Source organism: Streptomyces sp. NPDC056452 (assembly GCF_042796085.1).
Classification (GTDB): domain Bacteria; phylum Actinomycetota; class Actinomycetes; order Streptomycetales; family Streptomycetaceae; genus Streptomyces.
On sequence record NZ_JBHTRI010000011.1, the window covers coordinates 80,972 to 106,015 of the forward strand.

A 25,044-nucleotide genomic window follows, 5' to 3' on the forward strand; every position below is an offset into this window, starting at 1 on the left:
CCAGGACGGCCTAGGCGGTGAAGCGCCGCGCTCCGGCCGGCGTGATCACGGCATCCACGGGGTGGTCGTGCGGTTCCTCCGGAACCTGCGCGACCACCTCGTCGTCGTACAGCAGGACGACGAGGGCGGGGTGGGCTCCGGCCGCGGCCAGCCGGGCCAGTACCCGGTCGTAGCTGCCGCCGCCCCGGCCCAGCCGCATCCCGCGCCGGTCCACCGCGAGTCCGGGGAGCAGGACCACGTCGGCGTCGAGGACCGCGGCCGGCCCCAGGCGCGCTCCGTCGGGCTCCAGCAGCCCCCGGCCCGCGGGCAGGAGGTGTTCAGCGCCCTCGTACGCCGCCCAGTCCAGGTCGTTGTCGGCCATGAGCACCGGCAGCAGCACCCGTACGTTCCGCGCACGCAGTGCGTCCAGGAGCGGGCGGGTTCCGGGTTCACGCCCCACGGACACATAGGCGGCGACGGTACGGGCTCCGTCGAGTTCCGGTAGAACGAGTGCGGCCGAGGACAGAACCGCGGCAGCGTTTTCGACGTCCTGAGAGGTCAGGAGCCTTCGCGCGGCGAGCAGTTCGCGCCGCAGGGGCGCCTTTCCGGACATGTCGTGGTTCACGGGTACTCGCATAATTCTCGTATGGGGTTGTATGAGTACGAAGTTAACCGGACGCTCATCTTCCGCCCATACGCACCCGTTAGAGTCTGCATATGACTCAGTCGCGCCCCAGGATCAGCAAAGCTGTCATTCCGGCTGCAGGTCTCGGCACCCGGTTCCTGCCGGCCACCAAGGCCACTCCCAAAGAGATGCTGCCTGTCGTCGACAAGCCCGCCATCCAGTATGTCGTCGAAGAGGCGGTCGGAGCAGGCCTCTCCGACGTCCTGATGATCACCGGTCGGAACAAGCGTCCTCTGGAGGACCACTTCGACCGGAATTACGAGCTGGAGTCCGCGCTGACCCGCAAGGGAGACGCCGAACGGCTCTCCAAGGTCCAGGAGTCCAGCGACCTGGCCACCATGCACTACGTCCGCCAGGGCGACCCGCGCGGCCTCGGCCACGCGGTCCTGTGCGCCGCGCCGCACGTCGGTGACCAGCCGTTCGCGGTCCTCCTCGGCGACGACCTGATCGACCCGCGCGACCCGCTGCTCGCCCGGATGGTCGAGATCCAGGAGCGCGAGGGCGGCAGCGTCATCGCGCTGATGGAGGTCGACCCGTCGCAGATCCACATGTACGGCTGCGCGGCCACCGAGGCCACCGCCGACGGCGACGTCGTACGGATCACCGGCCTGGTCGAGAAGCCCGACCAGGCCGACGCGCCCAGCAACCTCGCCATCATCGGCCGCTATGTCCTGGACCCCGCGATCTTCGACATACTCCGTCACACCGAGCCCGGACGCGGGGGCGAGATCCAGCTCACCGACGCACTGCAGCTGCTGGCCGAGGACGAGAAGACCGGCGGCCCGGTGCACGGCGTCGTCTTCAAGGGCCGCCGCTATGACACCGGTGACCGCGGCGACTACCTGCGTGCCATTGTCAGACTCGCGTGCGAACGTGAAGACCTGGGCCCGGACTTCCGGACCTGGCTGCGCAGTTACGTCAACGAGGAGTTGTAGACAGCTTGAGCACCACGATCTGGTCGGTGGACGAGCACCTGGACGACATCCTTGCCGCGGTGAGGCCGTTGGAGCCCATCGAGCTGCAGCTGGCCGACGCGCAGGGCTGTGTCCTGGTCGAGGACGTCATGGTCGAGGTTGCCCTGCCGCCCTTCGACAACAGCTCGATGGACGGATATGCCGTCCGGGTCTCCGATGTCGAGGGCGCCAGCGAGGAGTTCCCCGCCGTCCTGACCGTGATCGGCGATGTCGCGGCGGGCGACGGCGGACTCGCCGACGGCCGGTCGGTGGCTCCCGGCGAGGCGGCCCGCATCATGACCGGCGCCCCGCTGCCCGCGGGCGCCGACGCGGTCGTCCCGGTCGAGTGGACCGACGGGGGTACGGGCGGCGGACCGGCCGAGTCCATGCGCGCCCACAGCGACGCCCCGGAAGGGGCGAGCGGTGAGGTCCGTGTCCACCGCCCCGTCGAGGCCCGCGCCCACGTCCGGGCCCGGGGCAGCGACGTCCAGCCGGGAGATCTGGCCCTGCGCGCGGGATCGGTCGTCGGACCGCCGCAGATCGGGCTGCTCGCCGCCATCGGCCGCTCGACGGTGAAGGTGCGGCCCCGCCCGCGCGTCGTCGTGCTCTCCACCGGCAGCGAGCTGGTGCAGCCAGGCGAGGAGCTGACCGGCGGCCGGATCTACGACTCCAACAGCTTCGCGCTGACAGCAGCGGCACGGGACGCCGGGGCCATCGCCTACCGGGTGCCCGCGGTCGCCGACGACGCGGAGACGCTGCGCGCCACGATCGAGGACCAGCTGATCCGCGCGGACATCGTCGTCACCACCGGTGGCGTGAGCGTCGGCGCGTACGACGTGGTCAAGGAAGCCCTGTCCTCCGTCGGGGACGAGGACGACCCGGGCAGCGGCATCGACTTCCGCAAGCTGGCCATGCAGCCGGGCAAGCCGCAGGGCTTCGGCTCGATCGGCCGCGACCACACCCCGCTGCTGGCGCTGCCCGGCAACCCCGTCTCCTCGTACGTCTCCTTCGAGTTGTTCGTACGGCCGGCGATCCGGACCCTGATGGGGCTGAAGGATGTCCGCCGCCCGACGGTCCGCGCCGTGCTGAGCACGGACAAGGCGCTCGCCTCGCCGTCCGGCAAGCGGCAGTTCCTGCGGGGTACGTACGACTCCGAGGCGGGCACCGTCACCCCCGTCGGCGGTTCCGGATCGCACCTGATCGCCGCGCTCGCCCAGGCGGACGCGCTGATCGTGCTGCCCGAGGACGTCACCTCCGCGGAGCCCGGCGCGGAGACCGAGGTGATCCTCCTCCGCTGACTTCCGCGCGGTGGCGGTACGGTATCTGGCGCTGTGCCTTACCGGGGGAAGCCCCCCGGACCCCCGGCCCGCCCGCACGTGTGTGTGCGGGCCGAGCGGGCAACCGGCGCCCTACCGCTAGGCGGAGTGAGTTGAGTACGCAGAACAGGCTGACGCACATCGACGAGGCGGGCGCGGCCCGCATGGTCGATGTGTCGGAGAAGGACGTCACGGCGCGCATCGCCCGGGCCAGCGGCCGGGTCCTCGTGTCGCCGCGTGTGATCGAGCTCCTCCGGGGTGAGGGCGTCCCCAAGGGCGACGCGCTCGCGACCGCGCGGATCGCCGGAATCATGGGGGCCAAGCGCACCCCGGACCTGATCCCGCTCTGTCATCCCCTCGCCGTCTCCGGTGTGAAGGTCGATCTGAGCGTCACGGACGACGCCGTGGAGATCCTCGCCACCGTGAAGACCACCGACCGCACAGGGGTCGAGATGGAGGCACTTACCGCCGTCTCGGTCGCCGCGCTCACGGTGATCGACATGATCAAGGCGGTCGACAAGAGCGCGGTGATCACGGACATCCGGGTGGAGGCGAAGTCGGGCGGCAAGTCCGGCGACTACCGCCGCCCCGCGCCGGAGGGGGCGGACGCATGACCGCGCCCGACAACGACCCCTCGGGCACCGTCCCGCCCGCATCGGACCCGTCCGGCGGCCCCTACACCGCGCTCGTCGTGACCGCGTCCAACCGCGCATCGGCAGGGGTCTACGCCGACAAGGGAGGCCCGGTCATCGCCGAGGCGCTCACCGGTCTCGGATTCGCCGTCGACGGCCCCCAGGTCGTTCCGGACGGCGACCCCGTCGAGGCGGCACTGCGGGCCGGCGCGGCAGCCGGCTACGACGTCATCCTCACCACCGGTGGTACGGGCATCTCGCCCACCGACCGGACGCCGGAGGCCACCCGGCGCGTCATCGAACGCGAGATCCCGGGCATCGCCGAGGCGATCCGTGCCGAAGGCCGGGACATGGTCCCCACGGCCGCGCTCTCGCGCGGCCTCGCAGGTATCGCGGGAGGCACCCTCATCGTGAACCTCCCCGGCTCCACGGGCGGGGTGCGCGACGGCCTCGCCGTCCTGAACAGGCTTCTGGTGCACGCCGTCGACCAGGTGCGCGGCGGCGATCACCCCCGACCGGGGAGCTCGAGCTGAACGTCCCGACCTGGCCGGTGATCCTGACCGACGGCGAGATCACCCTGCGCCCGATAAAGCTGCGTGACCAGCGCATGTGGCGTGAGGTCAACCGGCGCAACCGTGACTGGCTGCGCCCCTGGGAGGCGACCGTCCCGCCGCCCGCGCCCGGCGCCCCGATGGCCCAGCGCCCCACCTACCGCCAGATGATCCGCCATCTGCGCTCCGAGGCGAACGCGGGCCGGATGCTGCCCTTCGCCATCGAGTACGAAGGGCGTCTCGTCGGGCAGTTGACGGTGGCCGGGATCACCTGGGGATCGATGTGCTCGGGCCATGTCGGCTACTGGGTGGACCGGGGTGTGGCGGGCCGCGGTGTCATGCCGACCGCGGTGGCGCTCGCCGTCGACCACTGTTTCCGCAACGTCGGTCTGCACCGGATCGAGGTCTGCATTCGGCCCGAGAACGGCCCCAGCCGGAGAGTCGTGGAAAAGCTCGGATTCCGTGAGGAAGGGCTGCGTCCCCGCTATCTCCACATCGACGGTGCGTGGCGGGACCATCTGATCTTTGCCCTCACCGCGGAAGAAGTCCCTGACGGGATGCTCCGGCGTTGGCGCAGAGTGCGGCCGACGACGCCACACACTCCCGGGGAAATGAAATAAGTGTTCGAAATTGATCGCTCTCTGAGCGCTAACGAACCCACTCGCGTCGACTGCTGATCTGAACAATCGCAAAAAAAGTCCGTGATATCAGCCGGATCGGGCGACACACCGGGCCAATTGGCGGATGCCGCCGTGCAAACCCCTCTACGGTGTGAGCGTGAGCAGCAGCGGCCTCATCTACGCAGTCATTGTCGGGGCCTGGGCCGCCTACTTGGTGCCGATGTGGCTCCGCAGGCAGGACGAGCTCAATGAGGCCCGTCCGACGGAACGCTTCAGCACCGCCATCCGGCTGCTGTCCGGACGGGCGGCGATGGAGCGCCGGTACGCCAAGGAGCTGCGGGAGCGCGATGCCGAGGAGGCGCCCGGCGACGTCGACCCGGATGCCGCCACGGACCGATTGGGTTCCGTGGACGTCCGGGCCTTTTCCGCGCCCCCGGCGCACACGGAAGCCCGGTTGCACGACCCGGTGCGCGAGCGTCCTGCCCCGGAGCGCCCGCGCGCGCAGGCGGCGCGGTCCGCGCCCGTACAGCGCGCGCGTACGTCGAGTGCGGAAGCCGAGCGCGAGCGGCGGGCCCGGCGCTCCAAGGTGCTGGCGCGCCGCCGGCGTACGACCATCGTCCTGTTCCTGGCGTTCACGCTCGGCGCGATCGTCGCGGCGGTCGGCGGACTCCGCTTCCTGTGGGCGCCCGCCGTCCCGGCCGTGCTGCTGAGCACGTACATCGTGCATCTGCGTGCCCAGGAGCGGCGCCGGTTCGCCTTCACCATGGACCGTCGGCTGGCCGAGGTGGCCGCGCAGCGGCTCCGCGAGAACCGTCCCCGCAGGCACCAGCCCGCGACAACGGCTCCCGCCGAGCCCGACGAGGAGCCCGAAGGGCGCGACTCCCACCCCGTACCCGCCCCCACGGTCTCCCCGCAGGAGGCGGGCCGCCGCGCCCTCGTCGAGCAGACGGACCACGCGGAGTGGGTGGACCAGCAGCGCGAACGCGGGCCGGCCCAGGGCGACAGCTGGGAGCCGGTCCCGGTGCCTCTCCCGACCTATGTCACCGCCCCGGTGGCCCCGCGCGCCACGGGCGGTGTGGAGGTTGGCGACCCGGACACGTGGAGCGCGGCCCGCTCCAGCACGGCGGAGCCCACCCAGACGGGCACGGCGCACCCCGCCGAGCCCGCGGCGGACCCGGCGCCGCGCCGACGCGCCAACCAGCCCCGCCGCACCCGCGACCGGGGCCGGACGCCTCTCTTCGACCAGTACGACGACGGGGACCGGCCCCGTGCGGCCAACGAGTGAGACCGGTGGCGACGCCGACTCGGCTGACCTGCGGCATACGGATTTCCGAGCACCCCGGTGGGGGTGCTAAAGTTTCACTCGTTGCAAGGGCCTGTGGCGCAGTCTGGTAGCGCACCTCGTTCGCATCGAGGGGGTCTGGGGTTCAAATCCCCACAGGTCCACCGCAGCTCAGAGCCCCTACCGGGGAAACCCGGTAGGGGCTCTTTGGCGTCGTGCAGCAGCGGTCAGGCGGGGGCTTGCCGACCGTCAGCGCTGGGCGCTGCGGCGCGTGATGAACCAGGCCAGGGAGCCGAGGGCCACGAGAGCGGCGGCCGTCAGGGCGGCGTACAGCGACGTCGTGGAGTCGGAGCCGGTGGTGGCGAGGGAGCCGGTGGCGGCCGTCGGCGTCGACGCGGACGGGACCGGCGCGGCGGCGGAGCTGCTGGTGGAGGGCGTCACCGACGGAGTGGCGGAAGGCGTCGTCGACGGCGTGGTGGACGGGGTCGTGGTGGGTGCGGGGGTGGCCTTCACCGGGCCGAGCGTGATCTTCGTGTCGGTGGTACCCGCGAAGGGGTAGTTGTTCCCGGCGTCCAGGAGGGTCTCGGTCCGCAGGGTGATCGGCGTGGGGCCGGTGACCGCGGTGTCGGCGGCCAGCTTGATCCGCAGCGGCACCACGCGCTCGCCCGAGTCCACGCCGAAGCCCTTCTGGATCGTCGGAAGGGTCGCGAAGAAGTCGTCACCCTTCATGACCTTCCAGCCGCCGTCCACCTTCGCCTCCACGACGAGGCCCGCGTTCCGCACCTTGCTGTCGCCGTAGGAGGCGATCAGCTGGTTGCGGACGGCGTGGTTGAACGTGCCGTGGCCGCCCACCTTGTAGTGCAGGTCCAGGCCCTGGCATCGGGTCTCGGGGAGACCCGCGCAGCCGCCGGTCCTGTCCATCCAGGTGCGGAACGTGCCGGGCTCGTTGTTCGGGGCCACGTCGAAGGTCAGGGTGTCGGCCCGCTCCAGCTCGGGCTGGACGCTGCCGGCCGTCAGCTCGAAGCCGCCGTTGATCGTTGGGTACGACGTGGTGAGGCCGATGGTGACCTTCCACGTCAGCTTGGAGCCGGCCGGGACCTGGAAGCCGTCGCCGGCGTTTCCGGAGGCCGGGTGGAACATGCCCTGCCAGCCGCCGTCCTGGTGGCCGACGAGTACGGCGGTCGCGGGCGCGTTCACGGGCTCGACGCGGTAGGTGATGTCAGCGGTCTGGAGCGGGCTCGGGCCGGCCTCGTCGAGGAGCAGCCACGGGTGGTACTGGCGCGCCGTGGTACCGGGGTTCTCCACGGTCAGCTCGAAGGTCTCGGTGGCGCCGCCCCGGGTGAGGGGCCCGCTGGAGGCGGGCGTTCCCAGCTCGACGCGCAGCAGCGGCCGGCTCTCGGCGTGGGCGATGAAGGGGACGAGGGCGGTACCGGCGATCGCGGCGGTGGCGACGACGGCGGCGGAGCGGGCGAGAGCGAGCATGGGTGGATTCCCCCCAGGAATCGTCGAGGGCGCACTGACACGGGACAGCGGACCCTTGATGGCATGGCGGTGCGATGTGGTGCGCAGAAGTGCAAGGAGTCGGCAGAGCGCCGATCCCGCGGAATGAAGTGCCGGACTCCCGCTTCCCGTCGGATTGTGCATCCCCCCGGCGGCCCTGCGGTGTGCGCTCATCATCGGGCACGCACGGTCGCTGAACCATCGTCACGGTGTCACCACTGGGCAACAGAGGAGCCGTCGAGCCCCCAGTTGTCACGGCCGGGGCAGTTCTTCTGCGAGGCCGTCCTGGGCGGCCATGCCGTGAAGGTGCGCGATGCGAGTGGCCCCGTTCCACCCCTGGCACCGCCCGGTGGGAGCATGCGTTCTCCTGCGACGGCGGGACCACTTGGCGCACCGACCGGACCATGGATCTGACGCGGACCGGAGAGGGCCGCCACGGGACGACCGGGTCGCCTAGGGTGTTTCCTGCTCACCTGGCCGTCCGGCGGCCGCAGTTGACGGTTGTCCGGTGTTCGGGTCAAGCGCACGTATCCGCGATTCCGTACGGAGGAGCGTCCTGTGACAGCCGGTATGCCCAGCTCTCGGATCGACACCAGCAAGCCCCATCCGGCGCGCGTCTACGACTGGCTCCTGGGCGGCAAGGACAACTATCCCGTCGACCAGGCGGTCGGGGAGAAACTGCCTGCGGAGGCGCGGGCCAATGCGGCGCGGAACCGGGCCTTCATGCACCGTGCTTCCGGCTGGCTGGCCCAGCAGGGCATCGACCAGTTCCTGGACATCGGCACCGGGATACCCACCTCCCCGAATCTGCACCAGATCGTCCAGGCCGTCACTCCTCGGGCCCGGGTCGTCTACGCCGACAACGACCCCATCGTGCTGCGTCACGCGGAAGCGCTCATGGTCGGCAGGCCCGAGGGGGCGACCGAGTACATCCACGCGGATGTGCGGCAGCCGGGGGCGATCCTCGAACGCGCGGGTGAGGTGCTGGACTTCGGTCGCCCCGTCGCGCTGTCCCTCATCGCGCTGATGCACTTCCTGCCCGACGACCAGGACCCGTACGGCATCACCAGGACCCTGGTGGGCGCGCTGCCGTCAGGGAGTTACCTGGTCCTCTCGCACGGGACGGCCGATCAGCACCCGGAGCTCCGGCAGGAGACCGAGTCCGCGTACCGCAAGGGCGAGATCTCGTTGCGGATGCGGACGCGCGGCGAGGTCGAGCCCTTCTTCGAGGGGCTGAACCTCGTGGAGCCAGGGCTGGTCTCGGCGACCGAGTGGTATCGGGAGCAGCCCGCGCCGGTGTACGAGCGGAGCGGCTTCTACGTGGGTGTGGCGCGGGTTCCCTAGGAAGGCTGCCGCAGCGGTTTCGCCATGCAGATACTGCTCTCGTACGTCCGGTAGTGGCCGAACTTCGAGCAGGGTGTGTAGCCGCTGGAGATGTACAGGGCGATCGCCTCCTGCTGCTTGTCGCCGGTCTCCAGGACCATGCGGGTGCGGCCGGCGGCCTGTGCGTCGGCCTCCAGGGCGGCGAGGATCCGTCGGGCCAGGCCGTTGCCGCGGCCTTCGGCTATCACGAACATCCGCTTGATCTCGGCGTCGCCGTCGGAGTAGCCCTCGGCGTTCCGCTCCTGAGAGCGCCAGCCGCCGGTGGCGAGAGGCCTGTCCTGATCGTCGTAGGCGAGCAGGTACAGTCCGCGCGGCGGATCGAACATGGTGGCGTCGAGCGGTGTGATGTCGCCCCCATCTCCGTAGCGCTCGGCGTATTCGAGCTGCACCAGGTCGTTGAGTTTGACGGCGTCGGGGTGGTCGAAAGGCCGAGGCTGGATATTCATGCGAGTCATGGTACAGGTATGCACTAGCGGGTATCGGTACTGTGCCGGGATGCTCACCGTAACCAGTGTGAATGTGAATGGGCTCCGCGCTGCCGCGAAGAAGGGCTTCGTCGAGTGGCTGGCGCAGACGGAGGCCGACGTGATCTGCCTCCAGGAGGTCCGGGCCGAACCGCAGCAACTGCCCGAAGAGGTACGCGACCCCGAGGGCTGGCACACCGTGCACGCCCCGGCCGCGGCCAAGGGGCGCGCCGGTGTGTCCATCTACACGCGGCACGCCCCGGAGCGCGTCCAGACCGGGTTCGGCGGCTTCGGGGACCCCGGGAGCGAGGAGTTCGACGGCAGCGGCCGTTACGTCGAGGTGGACCTGCCGGGTGTGACGGTCGCGAGCCTGTATCTGCCGTCCGGTGACGTCGGTACGGAGAAGCAGGACGAGAAGGAGCGCTTCATGGCGGCCTTCCTGCCCTATCTGAAGGGCCTCAAGGTGCGGGCGGCCGCCGAGGGGCGCGAGGTGGTCGTGTGCGGCGACTGGAACATCGCCCACCGTGAGGCCGACCTCAAGAACTGGAAGTCGAACAAGAAGAACTCGGGCTTCCTCCCCGAGGAGCGGGAGTGGCTGACCCGGGTGTTCGAGGAGGCCGCGTACGTGGACGTGGTCCGGGCGATGCACCCGGACGAGGAGGGGCCCTACTCCTGGTGGTCCTACCGTGGGCGGGCGTTCGACAACGACGCGGGCTGGCGCATCGACTACCAGGTCGCGACCGGCGGCCTCGCGGCCCGCGCGGTGAAGGCCTGGGTGGAGCGGGCGGCCACGCACGGCGAGCGGTGGAGCGACCATGCGCCGGTGACGGTCACCTACGAGCGGTAGCCGTTCACTTCTCCGGAGTGCCGGAGCCGCCCTCGCTGCGCAGCCGCCGGTCCAGTGCCATGGACAGTTCGGCGTCCACGACCGCGTGGGCGAGGCTGCGCATCCGGTCCGGTTCGGTGCCCGCGGCATGGGTGTTCATGACCCGGACGAAGAGGTCGGCGAGCGCGTCGGCATGCTCGCGGACCAGGCGGCCGGAGGAGAGCACCGCGGAGAGCGGCACTCCCTCCCGTACGAGCTCCGACGAGGCCTCCAGCAGGCGGCGGCTCATGTGCACGATCTCGTCGCCGTCCGTGGCGAGGTAGCCGAGGTCCAGGGCCGCGGCGAGATTCTCCGCCGTGGCCTCGTCGCTGAAGTAGTCGGCGAGCTGCTCGGGAGAGAGCCGGACCGGGGTCTCCTCGGTCGGCTCGCCCAGGCCCAGCACCTCGGCGACATCGCGGCCGCTGTCGAAGGTGGTGGCGAGGTCGGCGATGCCGTTGAGGGTGTGGCCGCGTTCCAGCAGGCCCGTGATGGTGCGCAGGCGGGCGAGGTGATGGTCGTCGTACCAGGCGATACGGCCCTCGCGGCGGGGCGGCTGGATCAGCCCCCGCTCACGGTAGAAACGCAGGGTGCGCACGGTGATACCGGCCTCCTTGGCCAGCTCGTCCATGCGGTATTCGCGGTGCTCGCGTCCTTCAGCCACACCCGCACCCTATGTTGTACCGTCGGTAACTTTCCTTGGTGCGACCCCTACCCATCGGTACGGCCCTGCTCTACTCTCCCAACAATGCCAGTGATTGCTGGCAGAGTCGTGTGACGTACCGCGGGGAGGCGGCAGCATGGCCCAGCACGAACACGTACGAGTGGCGGTGATCGGATCCGGATTCGGGGGCCTCGGGGCCGCTGTCCGGCTGCGCCGTGAAGGCATCACCGACTTCCTGGTCCTGGAGCGGGCCGGCTCCGTCGGTGGCACCTGGCGCGACAACAGCTATCCGGGCTGCGCCTGCGACGTACCGTCCCACCTCTACTCCTTCTCGTTCGCGCCCAACCCCGACTGGCCACGCACCTTCTCCGGGCAGGAGCACATACGTGCCTACCTGGAGCACGTGGCCGACACGTTCGGGCTGCGCCCGCACCTCAGGTTCAACCACGAGGTCACGGTCATGCGCTGGGACGGCGACCAGCTGCACTGGGTGATCGAGGCGGCCAACGGAGTCACCGTCACCGCCGATGTCGTCGTCTCCGCGACCGGTCCGCTCTCCGACCCGAAGCTGCCGGACATCCCGGGGCTCGCCGAGTTCCCCGGCAAGGTCTTCCACTCGGCCCGGTGGGACCACGACTACGACCTCACCGGCAAGCGCGTCGCGGTGATCGGCACCGGGGCGTCCGCCATCCAGATCGTGCCGGAGATCCAGCCCAGGGCGAGCAGGCTCACGCTGTTCCAGCGGACCCCGCCCTGGGTCATGCCGCGCATGGACCGCGCCATCAGCGGGGCCGAGAAGTGGCTGCACCGCACGCTCCCGTTCACCGGCACCGCGCGCCGCGGACTGCTGTGGGGCATCCGGGAGCTGCAGGTCGGCGCGTTCACCAAGCATCCCGACCAGCTGGGCCTGGTGGAGCGGATAGCCAAGGCCAACATGGCGCGGGCGATCAAGGACCCGGAGCTGCGGGCCAAGCTGACCCCCTCGTACCGCATCGGATGCAAGCGCATCCTGCTCTCCAACGCCTACTACCCGGCGCTCGCCCAGCCGAATGTGGACGTGGTCGCCTCCGGCCTGGCCGAGGTGCGGGGCTCCACCGTCGTCGCCTCCGACGGCACGGAGACCGAGGCCGACGTGATCATCCTCGGCACCGGCTTCCATGTGACGGACATGCCGATCGCCGACCGGGTCGTCGGCGCCGACGGCATCACGCTCGCCGAGTCCTGGAAGGACGGCATGCAGGCGCTGCGCGGCGCCTCCGCGGCGGGCTTCCCCAACTGGATGACGGTCATCGGCCCCAACACCGGGCTCGGGAACTCCTCCATGATCCTCATGATCGAGTCCCAGCTGAACTACATGGCCGACTACCTGCGCCAGCTGGACGTCCTGGGAGGACGCGCCGCACTCGGCGCACGGACCTCCGCCGTGGGCGCGTGGAACAGGCGGGTCCAGGACCGGATGAAGCGGACCGTGTGGAACACCGGCGGCTGCACCAGCTGGTACCTGGACTCCACCGGGCGCAACACCACGGTCTGGCCGGGGACGACGGCCGAATTCCGGCGGGCCACGCGCTCGGTCGACCTCGGGGAGTACGAGGTCATCCGGCCGCCCGCCGTCAGCACCGCGAAGAAGTCCGTCACCGAGGAGGTCGCCCGATGAGCCGGCTGCTGCACCGGGCGGACGTCCCGCCCGTACCCGTACGCGAACTGACCGCCGTGTCCGCCGACGGCGCGCGCATCCACGTCGAACTGCACGGACCCGACGGCGCCCCCGCCGTGGTCCTGGCGCACGGCTGGACCTGCAACACGCACTTCTGGGACGCGCAGGTGCGTGACCTGTCGGCGGACCACCGGGTCGTCGTCTACGACCAGCGGGGCCACGGCCGTACGCCGGAGGCCGGCGCGGACGGATACGGCACGCAGAAGCTGGCCGACGATCTGGAGGCGGTACTGAGGGCCACGCTCGCGCCGGGGCAGAAGGCGGTGCTCGCCGGGCACTCCATGGGCGGGATGACGCTGATGGCCGCAGCCGGGCGGGCCGCGGTACGCGAGCACGGGGCCGCTGTTCTGCTGTGCAGTACCGGAAGTTCGCGGCTGACCGCCGAGTCTCTGGTGCTGCCGATGCGGGCCGGTGCCCTGCGTACGCGGCTGACCGGGAAGGTCCTCGGGGCGCGGGCCCCGCTCGGGCCGGTCAATGCGGTCTCGAAGGCGATTCTCAAGTACGCCACGATGGGCCGTGGTTCGTCCCCCGAGCGGGTCGACGCCTGTGCCAGGATCGTGCACGCGTGTCCGCGCAAGGCGCGGGTCGCGTGGGGGCACGTGCTCGCGGAGCTCGATCTCGAGTCGGGTGTACGGGAGTTGCGGCTGCCGACCGCGGTGATCGCGGGCGCGGACGACCGGCTGACACCGCCGGTGCACGCGCGGGCCATCGAGGCGGCGCTGCCCCAGAGCCTCGGGCTCACGGAGCTGACGGGTATGGGCCATATGACGCCGGTCGAGGCACCCGAGGTGGTCACCGCGAAACTCCGGGAACTGGTGGCCGGGTACGTCACTGCGGACAGTGCGGCGCAGGCCGTGCGTGAGGAGGAGGTCGCATGAGCGGCAGGCGGAGTCTCGAAGGGCAGGTCGTGGTCGTCACCGGCGCGGCCCGCGGTGTGGGCGAACTGCTGGCCCGCAAGCTCTCGGCGCGCGGTGCCACGCTGGCACTGGTCGGGCTGGAGCCGGACGAGCTGAAGAAGGTCTCGGAGCGGCTGCACGGGGAGAGCGACCACTGGTTCGCGGATGTCACCGACCACGAGGCCATGGCCCAGGTCGCCCGCGAGGTCAAGGAACGGTTCGGCAAGGTCGACATCGTCGTCGCCAACGCCGGGGTCGCCTCGGGCGGTCCGTTCGTGGACTCCGACCCCGTCGCCTGGCGGCGGGTCATCGAGGTGAACCTGATCGGCGGCGCGGTCACGGGGCGGGCGTTCCTGCCGGTACTCATGGAGAGCCGCGGCTACTTCCTCCAGATAGCCTCGCTGGCCGCGATCACCCCGGCGCCGATGATGAGCGCGTACTGCGCGTCCAAGTCGGGCGTGGAGGCGTTCGCGCACAGCCTGCGTGCGGAGGTCGGCTACCGGGGGGTGAGGGTCGGGGTCGGCTATCTGTCCTGGACCGACACGGACATGGTGCGTGGTGCCGACGAGGACGACGTCATGCGGGAGTTGCGGCAGCGGCTGCCGTGGCCGACGAACCGTACGTATCCGCTGGGTCCGGCCGTGGACCGGATCGTCGCCGGTATCGAGCGGCGGTCCGCGCATGTGTACGCCCAGTGGTGGCTGCGCGGGATGCAGTCGGTGCGCGGGTACCTGCCCATGCTGATCGGGGCGGTCGGGCAGCGGGAGATGAAGCGGTTCGGGCCGCGGCTCGAGGGTGTCACCAAGGGGCTCGTGGGGGCAGGCGGCGAGGCTGACAGGGCGGCGCGGGCCGAGCGTCAATGATCGAAATGCGATGAATGTCCGGGTGTGTAAGTCTGAGCGAGGCCCCACCGGGGCCAACCCCACGCACCCACATAGGAGTGAACAGCATGGGCATCGCAGACCAGTTCAAGGACAAGGCGCAGGAGCTTGCCGACCAGGCCAAGCAGCAGCAGAAGAAGGCCGGCGGCCGGCGGGACGAGCGGCACGACCGCCCGTCCGACGCCGACGAGCAGCGCGCGGACCGTTCCGCTCGTCCCGCCGGCCAGGCCGGCGCGCGGGAGCGGGCGCAGGGCGCGTCGGACCAGGCGCGCGAGCGTTTCGACCGTTGACGTGAGCTCGGCGGCGCGGGGCGTCTGACGCGTCTGCGTTGCTGCGTTGCTGTGGGGCGCATCCGGAGTACCGGGTGCGCCCCTCTTGCGTGCGCGGGGCTTGTCCCCTACCCGCCCCTTCCCGAAACCGTGGGCTCCGCCCCGGGCCCCGGTCCTCAATCGCCGGACGGGCTCCAAAGATGCCCTCAAGCGCAGGGTGGGCTGGGGGTTGCTGGGCTCAAGGATGCCCTCAAGCGCCGGGTGGGCTGGGGGTTGCCGGGCTTGAGGGTGCCCTTAAGTGCCGGGTGGGCTGGGGGTTGCTGGGTTTGAGGGTGCCCTTAAGTGCCGGGTGGGCTGGGGGTTGCTGGGCTCAAGGATGCCCTCAAGCGCCGGGTGGGCTGGGGGTTGCTGGGCTCAGGGATGCCCTTAAGTGCCGGGTGGGCTGGGGTGCTGGGTTTGTGGGTGCCCTCGAGCGCAGGGTGGGCTGGGGGTTGCCGGGGGTGGGGTCCGAACGTGGACGGGGTGGCCGGTCAGCGTGGTGGTAGTGGGGGGCGGCGCAGGATCGGGGCTGTTGCGTAGGTGGGGGGTGTGGCCGCCGGGTGGACCGCCAGGAGGTCCAGGGCCACCCGTACCGCGTCGTCCAGGACCGCGTGGCGGCCCTCGGCCCAGTCCAGGGGGGTGCGCAGGGCTTCCAGGTCCGGGCCGACGCCGTGGTTCTCGACGGACCAGCCGTACGTGTCGAACCAGGCCGCGTTCATCGGCACCGTGATCACCGTGCCGTCGCCGAGCCGGTGGCGCCCGGTCATGCCGACCACCCCGCCCCAGGTGCGCTGACCCACCACCGGCCCCAGCTTCAGCAGCTTGAACGCGGCCGTGATCATGTCGCCGTCGGAGGAGGTCGCCTCGTCCGCCAGCGCCACCACGGGACCCCGCGGAGCGTTGGACGCGTAACTGACCGCCTGCGCGTTGCGGGTCAGGTCCCAGCCGAGGATCGTTCGGGTGAGCTTCTCGACGACCAGTTCGCTGATGTGACCGCCCGCGTTGCCGCGTACGTCGACGATCAGGGCCGGGCGGGAGACCTCCAGGCGCAGGTCGCGGTTGAACTGCGCCCAGCCCGAGCCGCCCATGTCCGGGATGTGCAGGTACCCGCACTTGCCGCCGCTCAGCTCCCGTACGACCTCGCGGCGCTTGGCCACCCAGTCCTGGTAGCGCAGCGGCCGTTCGTCGACCAGCGGGACGATCGCGATGCGCCGGGACCGGCCGCCGCACTCGCCCCCGGACGGCCGGAACGTCAGCTCCACCGTGGTGCCGCCGGCCGCCGTCAGCAGCGGGTACGGTCCGGCCACCGGGTCGACGGGCCGGCCGTCGACATGGGTGAGGACCGCTCCCTCCCGGATGCCCGTACCGGCAAGCGGTGAACGGGCCTTGGAGTCCGAGGACTCGCCGGGCAGGATCCGCTGGACCGTCCAGTCGCCGTCGCGGCACACGAGGTTCGCGCCCAGCAGCCCGATCGCGCGCTGGTAGTGCGGCGGGCCCTCGTTGCGGCGGGCGGGCGAGACGTACGCGTGGGAGGTGCCCAGTTCGCCCAGGACCTCCCGCAGCAGGTCCGCGAACTCGTCGGGCGAGGCGACCCGTTCGACGAGCGGCCGGTACTGGTCGAGCACGCCGTCCCAGTCGATGCCGCACATGTCCGGTTCCCAGAAGTAGGCCCGGATGATGCGCCCCGCTTCCCCGTAGGCCTGACGCCATTCCGCCGCCGGGTCGACATCGTGCAGGATCCGGCGCAGGTCGAGGAAGACCGTCGAGTCGTTGTCGCCGGGCTCGTTGGACGGGACGGCGCGCAGCTCGCCGTCGTCCATCACGACCAGCCGGCTCGCGTCCCCGCTGACCGCGAACCAGTCCAGGTGGTCGACGAGTTCGGTCTTGCGCGCCTTCGCGATGTTGAAGTGCTCCAGCGTGGGCCGGCCCGACATGTCCGAGGGGTTCGCGAACGTCTCGCCCAGGGCGCCGGAGATCGGCCAGCGCAGCCAGACCAGGCCGCCGCCGCTGACCGGCTGCAGCCCCGAGTACTTCGACGCGGAGACCGGGAACGGCGTCACCCGGCTCTCCAGCCCCTCGAACTCCACGGTGACCGTCGTCCCCTCGACCGTGCCTTCGGGGATGTCCACCGGGTCCAGCCCGCCCGCCGCCGGCCGCCCGTCCGGCAGCAGGGCGAACGGGGACGGGGTGGCCGAGGACAGCGGGACCAGATAGGGGCGGCAGCCCAGCGGGAAGGAGAGGTCGCCGGTATGGACGTCGTACACGGGGTCGAAACCGCGCCAGGAGAGGAACGCGAGATAGCGGCCGTCACCCGTGAAGACGGGGTTCTCGTCCTCGAAGCGGCCGTTGGTGACATCCACTATCACCGGGGCGTCGGGACCCGAGATACGGGCCAGCTTGATCTGGCGCAGCGACCGGCCCACGCCCGGGTGGGACCAGGCCAGCCACGCCCCGTCCGGCGAGAACGCCAGATCGCGGACCGGACCGTTGACGGAGCGGATGAGTTCGGTGACCACGTCCTCCGCGGGGACATGGGGGACCTGCGGGGCGTCCTCGGCCCCGTCCTCGCCCTCCGCCGCCGTCTCCGCCTCCACGGCCGTGTCCAGCAGGAGCAGACGGCCGTCGTTCGACGCGATGGCCAGCCGCTCGCCCTCCGGGTCCGAGGTGAGCTCCTGGACCCGGCCCAGCTGCCCGGAGGCCAGCCGGACCGGCTCGCGGTCGCCGCTGGCCCGGGGGAGGTGGGCGATCTCGATCGCGTCGTCGCCGTCCGCGTCCGTCACGTACGCGACCTTGCCGCTGCTGCCGAGCATCTCCGGCAGCCGGACCCGCACCCCCGGGGTGTCGGTGATCGTGCGGGCGGGCCCGTCGCGGTGCGTGAGCCAGTAGAGGCTGCCGCGTACGGAGACGGCGCTCGCACGGCCCGTCTCGTCCACGGAGAGGGAGTCCACGTTGCTGGCGGCCGGCACCTGGTACGTGCGCCTCCCCGCCCGGGGCCCGCCGAGCCGCACCTCCAGCTTCCGCGGTACGGCGTCCGGCGACTCCAGGTCGTCGACGAGCCACACATCGCCCGCGCACTGATAGACGACCCGGTGGCCGTCGCTGGAGGCGTGTCGGGCGTAGAACGCGTCGTGGTCCGTATGGCGGCGCAGGTCGCTGCCGTCCATCAGGCAGGAGTACAGGTTGCCGACCCCTTCGTGGTCGGACAGGAACGCGATCCGGCGCCCGACGAACATCGGTGAGTCCAGATGGCCGCCGATGTCCGGCAGCAGGCGCTCACCGTGCAGCCACAGCCGCCCGGTCGCCCCGCCCCGGTACCGCTTCCACGCGGCGGGCTCGTGCGGGGGCTTGCCGGTGAGCAGGAGGGTGCGCCGCTCGCCGTCGATGTCGGCGACCGCGATGTCGGAGACCGGGCCCCAGGGGAGCTTGCCGCCGGGGCTGCCGTCGGTGGGAACGCTGTAGGCCCACGAGAAGTACGAGAACGGCTGATTGTGCGAGGACACGGCGAGGATCTGGGACGAGTCGCCGGGATCGGGGCTCCAGCCGCAGACCCGGGCGTCGGTCGAGCCCCAGTACGTGAGTCTGCGGGCGGGCCCGCCGTCCACGGGGGCCAGATGGATCTCAGGGTCGAGCGTGCGCCAGGTCGTGTAGGCGATACGGCTCCCGTCGGGCGAGAAGCGCGGATGACTGACCCTGGTCCGGTCGACAGTCAGCCGCCACGCCCGGCCGGGCCGCTGCCCCTCCGGGACGAGGGGGGAGACCCAGAGGTCGTCCTCGGCCGCGAAGCAGAGCAAGTCCTTGTGGAGGTGCGGGAAACGGAGATACGCCACGTCGTCACTCACCCCCCAATGCTTTCCGTGCGAAGGGGCTCCGGCAACTTGTGGTGCAGGACACAAGCGAAACTGTCTCGTTTCGCTAGGTGGGGGGAGTACCTTCGAGGTGTACGAAACAGTTTCGTTCGTTTGGTCGATCATCCCGATGACCGGCCGCCGACGTACGATCCAGCAGGCGCAACGGACAAGGAGGTCGGGACATGGCACGCAGTCGGCTCACGCCGGAACGCGAGAGCGAGCTGTACACCTCCGTGCTCGACCTGCTCGGCGAGGTCGGATACGAGGCCTTGACCATGGACGCCGTTGCCGCCCGCACCCGTTCCAGCAAGGCCACCCTCTACCGCCAGTGGGGGAGCAAGGCCGAGCTGGTCGTCAAGGCACTCCGGAACGACAAGCCGGTGCACCTTGCCGAGATCGACACCGGTTCGCTGCGCGGCGACTTCAACGCCGTGCTGCTGCGCACCGACGACTGTCAGATGGAGAAGAACTCCGCGCTGATGCGGGGCCTGACCCATGCCATTCATGAGAATCCCGATCTGTTCCAGGCACTGCGCGAGCTGCTGATCGAGCCGGAGATGACCGGTCTCGGGGTGCTGCTCCAGCGGGCCGTGGACCGGGGTGAGGTGCGTCCGGACAATCCGGCGCTCCCGTATGTACCGCACATGATGATCGGCGCTTTCGCCGCCCGTGAGATGGTCGACGACCGCTCGGTCGACCAGGCGTTCCTCATCGACTATGTCGAAGCCGTGGTGTTCCCCGCCCTCGGCGTCTGACGTCCCCTTTCTTTTTCCTTCTTTGCCGAGGACCCCTCCCCGAAGCTCCACCTGACACGCCGCTCTCGTCGTCGGGCCGGTTCCTCACGCCCTTTTCCACTCAACGACCTGACCGGGAGTACCCCTCCGTGGCCACATTCCTTTACAAGCTCGGCCGGCTTGCCTTCCGGCGCCGCCGCTATGTCGCCCTCGTCTGGGTGGCACTGCTGGCGCTCGCCGGATTCGGTGCCGCCTCCGCGTCCACCGCCACCTCCAGTTCGTTCTCCATCCCCGGTACGGAGGCCCAGAAGGCCTTCGACCTGCTGGAACAGCGCTTCCCCGGGGGCAGCGCCGACGGCGCGACCGCCCGGGTCGTCTTCAAGGCACCCGGCGCTCAGAAGGTGACCGACGCCGCCAACAAGGCCGAGGTCAAGGAGATCGTCGCCGAGCTGAAGTCCGGCTCGGACCAGATCGCCTCCGTCGCCGACCCGTTCGCGGCGAACGCCGTCAGCAAGGACGGCTCGACCGCGTACATCTCCGTCTCCTACGACGTCAGCTCGATGGAGCTCACCGACGGGACGCGCGAGGCGCTCGAGGAAGCGGGCGAGGCCGCGCAGAGCAGCGGGATGACCGTGGAGATCGGCGGTGACGCGCTCCAGGTGATGCCGGAGACCGGGGCCACCGAGATCATCGGTGTCGCCATCGCCGCGGTGGTCCTCGTGATCACCTTCGGTTCGCTGATCGCGGCGGGGCTCCCGCTGCTCACCGCGCTCATCGGCGTCGGGATCGGCGTTTCGCTGATCACGGCCCTCGCGAACGTGTTCGACCTGGGCTCCACCACCTCCACGCTCGCGATGATGATCGGCCTCGCGGTCGGCATCGACTACGCGCTCTTCATCGTCTCCCGCTACCGCGCCGAACTGGCCGAGGGCCGGGAGCGGGAGGAAGCCGCCGGCCGGGCCGTCGGCACCGCCGGGTCCGCGGTCGTCTTCGCGGGTCTGACCGTCGTCATCGCCCTGGTCGGCCTCGCCGTGGTCAACATCCCGATGCTGTCGAAGATGGGCTTCGCCGCCGCGGGCACGGTCGCGATCGCCGTCCTCATCGCGCTCACCCTCGTCCCGGCGATGCTGGGCTTCGCGGGCAAGCGGGTCATGGGGCGCAAGGCGCGCAAGGCAGCCGAGGCGGAGAACAAGCCCGAGGCCAAGCCGAACATGGGCACCCGCTGGGCGCGGTTCGTGCTGCGCAAGCCGGTGTGGGTCCTGCTCACCGGGGTCATCGGCCTCGGCGTCATCGCCGTACCCGCTGCCTCCCTGGAGATGGGCCTGCCCGACGACGGCTCCCAGCCGAAGAGCACGACGCAGCGCCAGGCCTACGACCTGCTGTCCGACGGGTTCGGTCCCGGGTTCAACGGTCCGCTGCTGGTCGTCGTCGACACGAAGGGCAGCTCGGACGGCAAGACCGCGGTCGACCAGGTCTCCCAGGAGATCGAGGGCATCGGCCGTGTCGCGGCCGTCACCCCGGCCACCTTCAACAAGGCCGGCGACGCCGCGACCATCACCGTCATCCCGAAGGACCGTCCGAGCTCCACCGAGACGGAACAGGTCGTCCACGCGATCCGTGACGCGGGTGCGGACATCAAGAGCGACACCGGCGCCGAGGTGCTCGTCACCGGTGCTACGGCGATGAACATCGACTTCTCGCAGAAGATGAACGACGCGCTGCTGCCCTACCTGGCGCTCGTCGTGGGCCTGGCCTTCCTGCTCCTGATGGTGGTCTTCCGCTCGCTGCTGGTGCCGCTGAAGGCGGCCCTCGGCTTCCTGCTCTCGGTCGTAGCGGCCCTGGGTGCGGTCGTCGCGGTCTTCCAGTGGGGCTGGCTCGGCTCGCTCTTCGGGGTCGAGCAGACCGGACCGATCATGAGCATGATGCCGATCTTCATGGTCGGTGTGGTCTTCGGCCTCGCGATGGACTACGAGGTCTTCCTGGTCACCCGGATGCGTGAGGCGTACGTCCACGGGGAGACGCCCGGCCAGGCGATCGTCACCGGTTTCCGGCACGGTGCGCGGGTGGTCACGGCCGCCGCGGTGATCATGATGGCGGTCTTCGCGGGCTTCATCGGCTCCCCCGAGTCGATGATCAAGATGATCGGCTTCTCGCTGGCCATCGCCGTCTTCTTCGACGCCTTCGTGGTCCGCATGGCCATCGTGCCGGCGGTGCTCGCCCTGCTCGGCCGGCGTGCCTGGTGGCTGCCGCGCTGGCTGGACCGCGCACTGCCGAACGTGGACGTGGAGGGCGAGGGCCTGCGCAAGGACCTGGCCGACGGCCCGGCGGACGGCGAGGAGCGGGAACTGGCCCGCGTCTGACCCGCGGTCCGAGCCGCACGTACCCCGGGGTCCGCGTCTGAGCGGAGCGCGGCCCCGGTGCACCGGTTACCTGTGGGGACGGGGGACCGGGGCGACGAAAGCCCCCGTGCACGCGGCACGGGGGCTTTCGTCATGCGGCGCCGTCCGGCGGCCGCCCGGCGTCATGCGCGGGTGACGGAGGCGGCCGGAGCTGGGGCCGGGGCGGCAGCGGGGGGAGGCGCGGGGGCGGGGGCCAGGCGCTCGACGGCCTCGCGGGTACGGTGCAGGAACCGGATGAGCGGCACGACGTCGAACTGGAACACGGCGACGCCGTCCGGGGAGTGCAGTTCCAGGACCAGCTGGGCACGGCCGCACGGCCAGACCCGTATGTCGTCGCGGGTGACGGGGGCGCGGAGCCCACCCTCCAGGAGGTCGCGGCCGAACGCCCAGTCGACGCCGCCGGGAAGCCGGACGTGGACGGTCTGCGGGGCGTCGGTGTCGCAGGTGAGCTCTACGGGGACCCGCCGCGGGTCGGGTCCGTCGGTGATGAGCCGGGCTCTGGCATGTTCTTGGATCACGAGGGACATGGGCCGGCTCCTCCTGTGTATGCATCTCTCCCCTCCAATGTGCCATATGTCTCATATTGGGCACCTTGGGAGGCGTGAGCAGTTGTGTTGCGTACGCTCTTGCGAACCGTTTGCAACAGGGCACTATCATTGAGCGGTTCCCGACCCCGCCCGCGAAAACGCCCGAAAGCGGAGCCACTCCATGCATGTACCCGACGGATTCATCAATGCACCCGTCTCCGCCGTCGCCGGCGTCGTCGCCGCAGGCGCGGTCGCCGTCAGCCTCCGGGGCGCCCGGCGAGAACTGGGTGGCGCCTCCCTCTCGGACGGATCCGGGGGCGGAGGAGAGCGCACCGCCCCGCTGGCCGGTCTGGTCGCCGCCTTCATCTTCGCCGTGCAGATGCTGAACTTCCCGGTCGCCGCCGGCACCAGCGGCCATCTACTGGGCGGGGCACTGGCCGCGATCCTGGTCGGGCCGTACACGGGAGTGCTCTGCATAGCGGTCGTCCTGCTGATGCAGGGAATCCTCTTCGCCGACGGCGGGCTCACCGCGCTCGGCGTGAACATCACGGTGATGGGCGTCGTCACCACGGTCGTCGCCTACGGCCTCTTCCGCGGGCTGACACACGTGCTGCCCCGCGGACGCCGCTCGACGACCGTCGCGTCCTTCGTGGCCGCTCTGGTCTCCGTACCGGCCGCTGCCGCCGCCTTCACCCTGATCTACGCGATCGGCGGGACCACCGACGTCCCCCTCGACAAGGTGCTGACCGCGATGGTCGGCGTACACGTCCTGATCGGCATCGGTGAGGCCGCGATCACCGCGCTGACCGTCGGCGCCGTCATCGCGGTGCGCCCGGACCTCGTGTACGGCGCCCGCGGACTCGCGGCCCCGCTCAAGCTCCGCGTCGGCGGCGAGCTCATCGACGCCCCGGCCGCCGCTCCCGCCCCCGTCGCCGTCGCGGCCCGCTCCACGCGCAGGGTCTGGGCCACCGGCCTGGCGGCCGCCCTCGTCCTCGCCGGTTTCGTGTCCTTCTACGCCTCCGCGAACCCGGACGGCCTGGAGAAGGTCGCCGCGGACAAGGGCATCGACGAGAAGGTCCAGGAGCACGGCGCGGCCGGCTCCCCCCTGGCCGACTACGGCGTCAAGGACATCGGCGACGCCCGGCTCTCCGGCGGTCTCGCCGGAGTGATCGGTGTCGGTTCCACCGTCGCCGTCGGCACCGGAGTCTTCTGGGCGGTGCGCCGACGCCGTACCTCCGAAGCGCCGGCCACCCCCGTCACCGGAGCCGTCTGACATGGGCGCCGGCCACGCACACAAGCTCTACCGGCACGGGCACTCACCGGTCCACGGCCTTCCCCCGCACTGCAAGCTCGCCGCCGTCCTGTGCTTCGTCGTGGTCGTCGTCTCCACCCCGCGCGAGGCCGTGTGGGCCTTCGCCCTGTACGCGGTCCTGCTCGGCGTCGTCGCGGGCCTGGCCCGGATCTCCGCCGGGTTCCTGCTGAAGCGGCTGGCCATCGAGGTGCCGTTCGTGGCGTTCGCGCTGCTGATGCCGTTCGTGGTGCCCGGCGAGCAGACCGAGCTCCTCGGCATCTCCGTCAGCGTTCCCGGCCTCTGGGGCGCCTGGAACGTCCTCGCCAAGGGCACCCTCGGCGTGGCCGCCTCGGTGATCCTGGCCTCCACCACCGAGCTGCGCTCCCTGCTGCTCGGGCTCCAGCGGCTCAGGCTGCCGCCGATGCTCGTCCAGATCGCCTCCTTCATGATCCGGTACGGCGATGTGATCACCGACGAGCTGCGGCGGATGTCGATCGCCCGCCGCTCCCGCGGATTCGAGGCGAGCGGCATACGGCACTGGGGTGTCCTGGCCAAGACGGCCGGTGCCCTGTTCATCCGGTCCTACGAGCGCGGCGAGCGGGTCCACCTCGCGATGGTCAGCCGCGGCTACACCGGCACCATGCCCGTCATCGACGAGGTGACCGCCTCCCGCACCCAGTGGGCGTACGCCTCGGCACTCCCCCTGATCGCCCTCGCCGTGTGTCTGCTGGGATGGACCGTATGAGCCCGCACCCCGCCGCCCCGTCCCTCGAGGTCAGTGGCCTCGCCTACGCCTACCCCGACGGTCACCAGGCCCTCTTCGGCGTCGACCTGACCGTGGCCCGCGGTGAACGGGTCGCCCTCCTCGGCCCGAACGGTGCCGGCAAGACCACCCTCGTCCTGCACCTCAACGGCATCCTCGACGCGGGCGCCGGAAGCGTCCGGGTCGCCGGGCTGCCCGTGCAGAAGCGCCACCTCGCCGAGATCCGCCGCCGGGTCGGCATCGTCTTCCAGGACCCCGACGACCAGCTCTTCATGCCGACCGTCCGCGAGGACGTCGCCTTCGGACCCGCCGCGGCCGGACTGCGCGGCCCCGAGCTGGAGGAGCGGGTCACGGCCGCGCTCAAGCAGGTCGGCATGGAGGAGTTCGCTACACGTCCCCCGCACCACCTCTCCTTCGGCCAGCGCCGCCGGGTCGCCGTCGCCACCGTCCTCGCGATGGAGCCCGAGATCCTCGTCCTGGACGAGCCCTCCTCCAACCTCGACCCGGCCTCCCGCCGTGAACTCGCGGACATCCTGCGCTCCCTGGACGTCACGGTGCTGATGGTCACCCACGACCTGCCGTACGCCCTCGAACTCTGCCCGCGGGCCGTCATCCTCAGCGACGGAGTGATCGCCGCCGACAACCGCACCCAGGACCTCCTCTGCGACGAGGAACTGATGCGCAGCCACCGGCTGGAGCTGCCGTTCGGCTTCGACCCGCGTTCCGTGGCCGTTCCGCATACGTGAACATGGGGTGACCCGCCAACCGTCCGACCTGCGACGGGATGCA

Annotated in this window: 23 protein-coding genes and 1 tRNA gene; 18 read left to right on the top strand and 6 right to left on the bottom strand. The window is 70.9% G+C overall.

Annotated elements, in window-relative coordinates:
* Nucleotides 1-10 precede the first annotated feature (10 nt).
* Nucleotides 11-604, bottom strand: coding sequence for a 5-formyltetrahydrofolate cyclo-ligase (locus ACFQ6X_RS13450; protein ID WP_383180542.1), 594 nt, complete (start codon nt 602-604; stop codon nt 11-13).
* Nucleotides 605-696: 92 nt separating this feature from the next.
* Between ACFQ6X_RS13450 and galU the strand changes: the two genes are divergently transcribed.
* From galU to ACFQ6X_RS13485, 7 genes are all read left to right on the top strand, one after another.
* A complete protein-coding gene (galU, locus tag ACFQ6X_RS13455; protein WP_383180545.1) occupies nt 697-1,599 on the top strand; it encodes a UTP--glucose-1-phosphate uridylyltransferase GalU in 903 nt (300 codons plus the stop codon).
* A 5-nt stretch (nt 1,600-1,604) separates the two neighbouring features.
* Entirely contained in the window at nt 1,605-2,915 is a 1,311-nt protein-coding gene (gene glp, locus ACFQ6X_RS13460; RefSeq protein WP_383180548.1) for a gephyrin-like molybdotransferase Glp, read from the top strand.
* 131 nt (nt 2,916-3,046) lie between these two features.
* Nucleotides 3,047-3,547 carry a cyclic pyranopterin monophosphate synthase MoaC gene (moaC, locus tag ACFQ6X_RS13465; protein WP_383180551.1) on the top strand — a complete coding sequence of 167 codons (501 nt, stop codon included), beginning with the start codon at nt 3,047-3,049 and terminating at the stop codon, nt 3,545-3,547.
* Complete coding sequence (locus tag ACFQ6X_RS13470) at nt 3,544-4,098, top strand: molybdenum cofactor biosynthesis protein B (RefSeq protein ID WP_383180554.1); 555 nt, start codon at nt 3,544-3,546, stop codon at nt 4,096-4,098. Before moaC ends, ACFQ6X_RS13470 begins: the two co-directional genes overlap by 4 nt.
* A gap of 17 nt (nt 4,099-4,115) precedes the next feature.
* Nucleotides 4,116-4,736, top strand: a complete 621-nt coding sequence (locus tag ACFQ6X_RS13475) for a GNAT family N-acetyltransferase (RefSeq protein WP_383180558.1) — start codon at nt 4,116-4,118, stop codon at nt 4,734-4,736.
* Nucleotides 4,737-4,860: 124 nt separating this feature from the next.
* Nucleotides 4,861-6,021 carry a gephyrin-like molybdotransferase receptor GlpR gene (gene glpR / locus ACFQ6X_RS13480; RefSeq protein ID WP_383180560.1) on the top strand — a complete coding sequence of 387 codons (1,161 nt, stop codon included), beginning with the start codon at nt 4,861-4,863 and terminating at the stop codon, nt 6,019-6,021.
* A gap of 87 nt (nt 6,022-6,108) precedes the next feature.
* Nucleotides 6,109-6,182, top strand: a tRNA-Ala gene (locus ACFQ6X_RS13485).
* Nucleotides 6,183-6,267: 85 nt separating this feature from the next.
* Here the strand turns inward: ACFQ6X_RS13485 and ACFQ6X_RS13490 are convergent.
* Nucleotides 6,268-7,500, bottom strand: coding sequence for a hypothetical protein (locus ACFQ6X_RS13490; protein WP_383180563.1), 1,233 nt, complete (start codon nt 7,498-7,500; stop codon nt 6,268-6,270).
* Nucleotides 7,501-8,076: 576 nt separating this feature from the next.
* On the opposite strand from ACFQ6X_RS13490, the gene ACFQ6X_RS13495 reads away from it, so the two are divergent.
* Entirely contained in the window at nt 8,077-8,862 is a 786-nt protein-coding gene (locus ACFQ6X_RS13495; protein ID WP_383180566.1) for an SAM-dependent methyltransferase, read from the top strand.
* On the opposite strand, the gene ACFQ6X_RS13500 is transcribed toward ACFQ6X_RS13495, so the two are convergent.
* The gene (locus ACFQ6X_RS13500; RefSeq protein ID WP_383180569.1) at nt 8,859-9,347 is read right to left on the bottom strand and encodes a GNAT family N-acetyltransferase; all 489 of its coding nucleotides are present in this window, start codon (nt 9,345-9,347) and stop codon (nt 8,859-8,861) included. The genes ACFQ6X_RS13495 and ACFQ6X_RS13500 overlap by 4 nt on opposite strands.
* Before the next feature lie 49 nt (nt 9,348-9,396).
* On the opposite strand from ACFQ6X_RS13500, the gene ACFQ6X_RS13505 reads away from it, so the two are divergent.
* Entirely contained in the window at nt 9,397-10,212 is an 816-nt protein-coding gene (locus tag ACFQ6X_RS13505; protein ID WP_383180573.1) for an exodeoxyribonuclease III, read from the top strand.
* Nucleotides 10,213-10,216: 4 nt separating this feature from the next.
* Here ACFQ6X_RS13505 and ACFQ6X_RS13510 read toward each other — a convergent pair whose 3' ends face one another.
* Nucleotides 10,217-10,858, bottom strand: a complete 642-nt coding sequence (locus ACFQ6X_RS13510; protein WP_383180833.1) for a MerR family transcriptional regulator — start codon at nt 10,856-10,858, stop codon at nt 10,217-10,219.
* A gap of 169 nt (nt 10,859-11,027) precedes the next feature.
* Between ACFQ6X_RS13510 and ACFQ6X_RS13515 the strand changes: the two genes are divergently transcribed.
* From ACFQ6X_RS13515 to ACFQ6X_RS13530, 4 genes are all read left to right on the top strand, one after another.
* Nucleotides 11,028-12,548 (top strand): flavin-containing monooxygenase, encoded by a 1,521-nt coding sequence (locus ACFQ6X_RS13515; RefSeq protein WP_383180576.1) that lies wholly within the window; start codon nt 11,028-11,030, stop codon nt 12,546-12,548.
* Nucleotides 12,545-13,486, top strand: coding sequence for an alpha/beta fold hydrolase (locus ACFQ6X_RS13520; RefSeq protein WP_383180579.1), 942 nt, complete (start codon nt 12,545-12,547; stop codon nt 13,484-13,486). The genes ACFQ6X_RS13515 and ACFQ6X_RS13520 overlap by 4 nt, the downstream gene beginning before the upstream one ends.
* On the top strand, nt 13,483-14,367 hold the full coding sequence (locus ACFQ6X_RS13525) for an SDR family oxidoreductase (RefSeq protein ID WP_383180581.1): 885 nt from the start codon (nt 13,483-13,485) through the stop codon (nt 14,365-14,367). Before ACFQ6X_RS13520 ends, ACFQ6X_RS13525 begins: the two co-directional genes overlap by 4 nt.
* An 86-nt stretch (nt 14,368-14,453) precedes the next feature.
* Nucleotides 14,454-14,675, top strand: a complete 222-nt coding sequence (locus tag ACFQ6X_RS13530; protein ID WP_383180584.1) for a hypothetical protein — start codon at nt 14,454-14,456, stop codon at nt 14,673-14,675.
* 509 nt (nt 14,676-15,184) lie between these two features.
* Here ACFQ6X_RS13530 and ACFQ6X_RS13535 read toward each other — a convergent pair.
* Nucleotides 15,185-18,532 carry a S41 family peptidase gene (locus ACFQ6X_RS13535; protein WP_383180587.1) on the bottom strand — a complete coding sequence of 1,116 codons (3,348 nt, stop codon included), beginning with the start codon at nt 18,530-18,532 and terminating at the stop codon, nt 15,185-15,187.
* Nucleotides 18,533-18,723: 191 nt separating this feature from the next.
* Between ACFQ6X_RS13535 and ACFQ6X_RS13540 the strand changes: the two genes are divergently transcribed.
* Complete coding sequence (locus ACFQ6X_RS13540; protein ID WP_383180590.1) at nt 18,724-19,296, top strand: TetR/AcrR family transcriptional regulator; 573 nt, start codon at nt 18,724-18,726, stop codon at nt 19,294-19,296.
* Between the two features lie 128 nt (nt 19,297-19,424).
* Nucleotides 19,425-21,635, top strand: coding sequence for an MMPL family transporter (locus ACFQ6X_RS13545; RefSeq protein WP_383180593.1), 2,211 nt, complete (start codon nt 19,425-19,427; stop codon nt 21,633-21,635).
* A 161-nt stretch (nt 21,636-21,796) separates the two neighbouring features.
* On the opposite strand, the gene ACFQ6X_RS13550 is transcribed toward ACFQ6X_RS13545, so the two are convergent.
* Entirely contained in the window at nt 21,797-22,201 is a 405-nt protein-coding gene (locus ACFQ6X_RS13550) for an SsgA family sporulation/cell division regulator (protein WP_383180596.1), read from the bottom strand.
* Between the two features lie 181 nt (nt 22,202-22,382).
* Between ACFQ6X_RS13550 and ACFQ6X_RS13555 the strand changes: the two genes are divergently transcribed.
* From ACFQ6X_RS13555 to ACFQ6X_RS13565, 3 genes are read left to right on the top strand one after another with little or no spacing between them, the layout of a single operon-like run.
* Nucleotides 22,383-23,474 carry an energy-coupling factor ABC transporter permease gene (locus ACFQ6X_RS13555; RefSeq protein ID WP_383180599.1) on the top strand — a complete coding sequence of 364 codons (1,092 nt, stop codon included), beginning with the start codon at nt 22,383-22,385 and terminating at the stop codon, nt 23,472-23,474.
* A 1-nt stretch (nt 23,475) separates the two neighbouring features.
* Nucleotides 23,476-24,237 carry a cobalt ECF transporter T component CbiQ gene (gene cbiQ, locus ACFQ6X_RS13560; RefSeq protein ID WP_383180602.1) on the top strand — a complete coding sequence of 254 codons (762 nt, stop codon included), beginning with the start codon at nt 23,476-23,478 and terminating at the stop codon, nt 24,235-24,237.
* The gene (locus tag ACFQ6X_RS13565; protein ID WP_383180605.1) at nt 24,234-25,001 is read left to right on the top strand and encodes an energy-coupling factor ABC transporter ATP-binding protein; all 768 of its coding nucleotides are present in this window, start codon (nt 24,234-24,236) and stop codon (nt 24,999-25,001) included. Before cbiQ ends, ACFQ6X_RS13565 begins: the two co-directional genes overlap by 4 nt.
* Nucleotides 25,002-25,044: the final 43 nt, after the last annotated feature.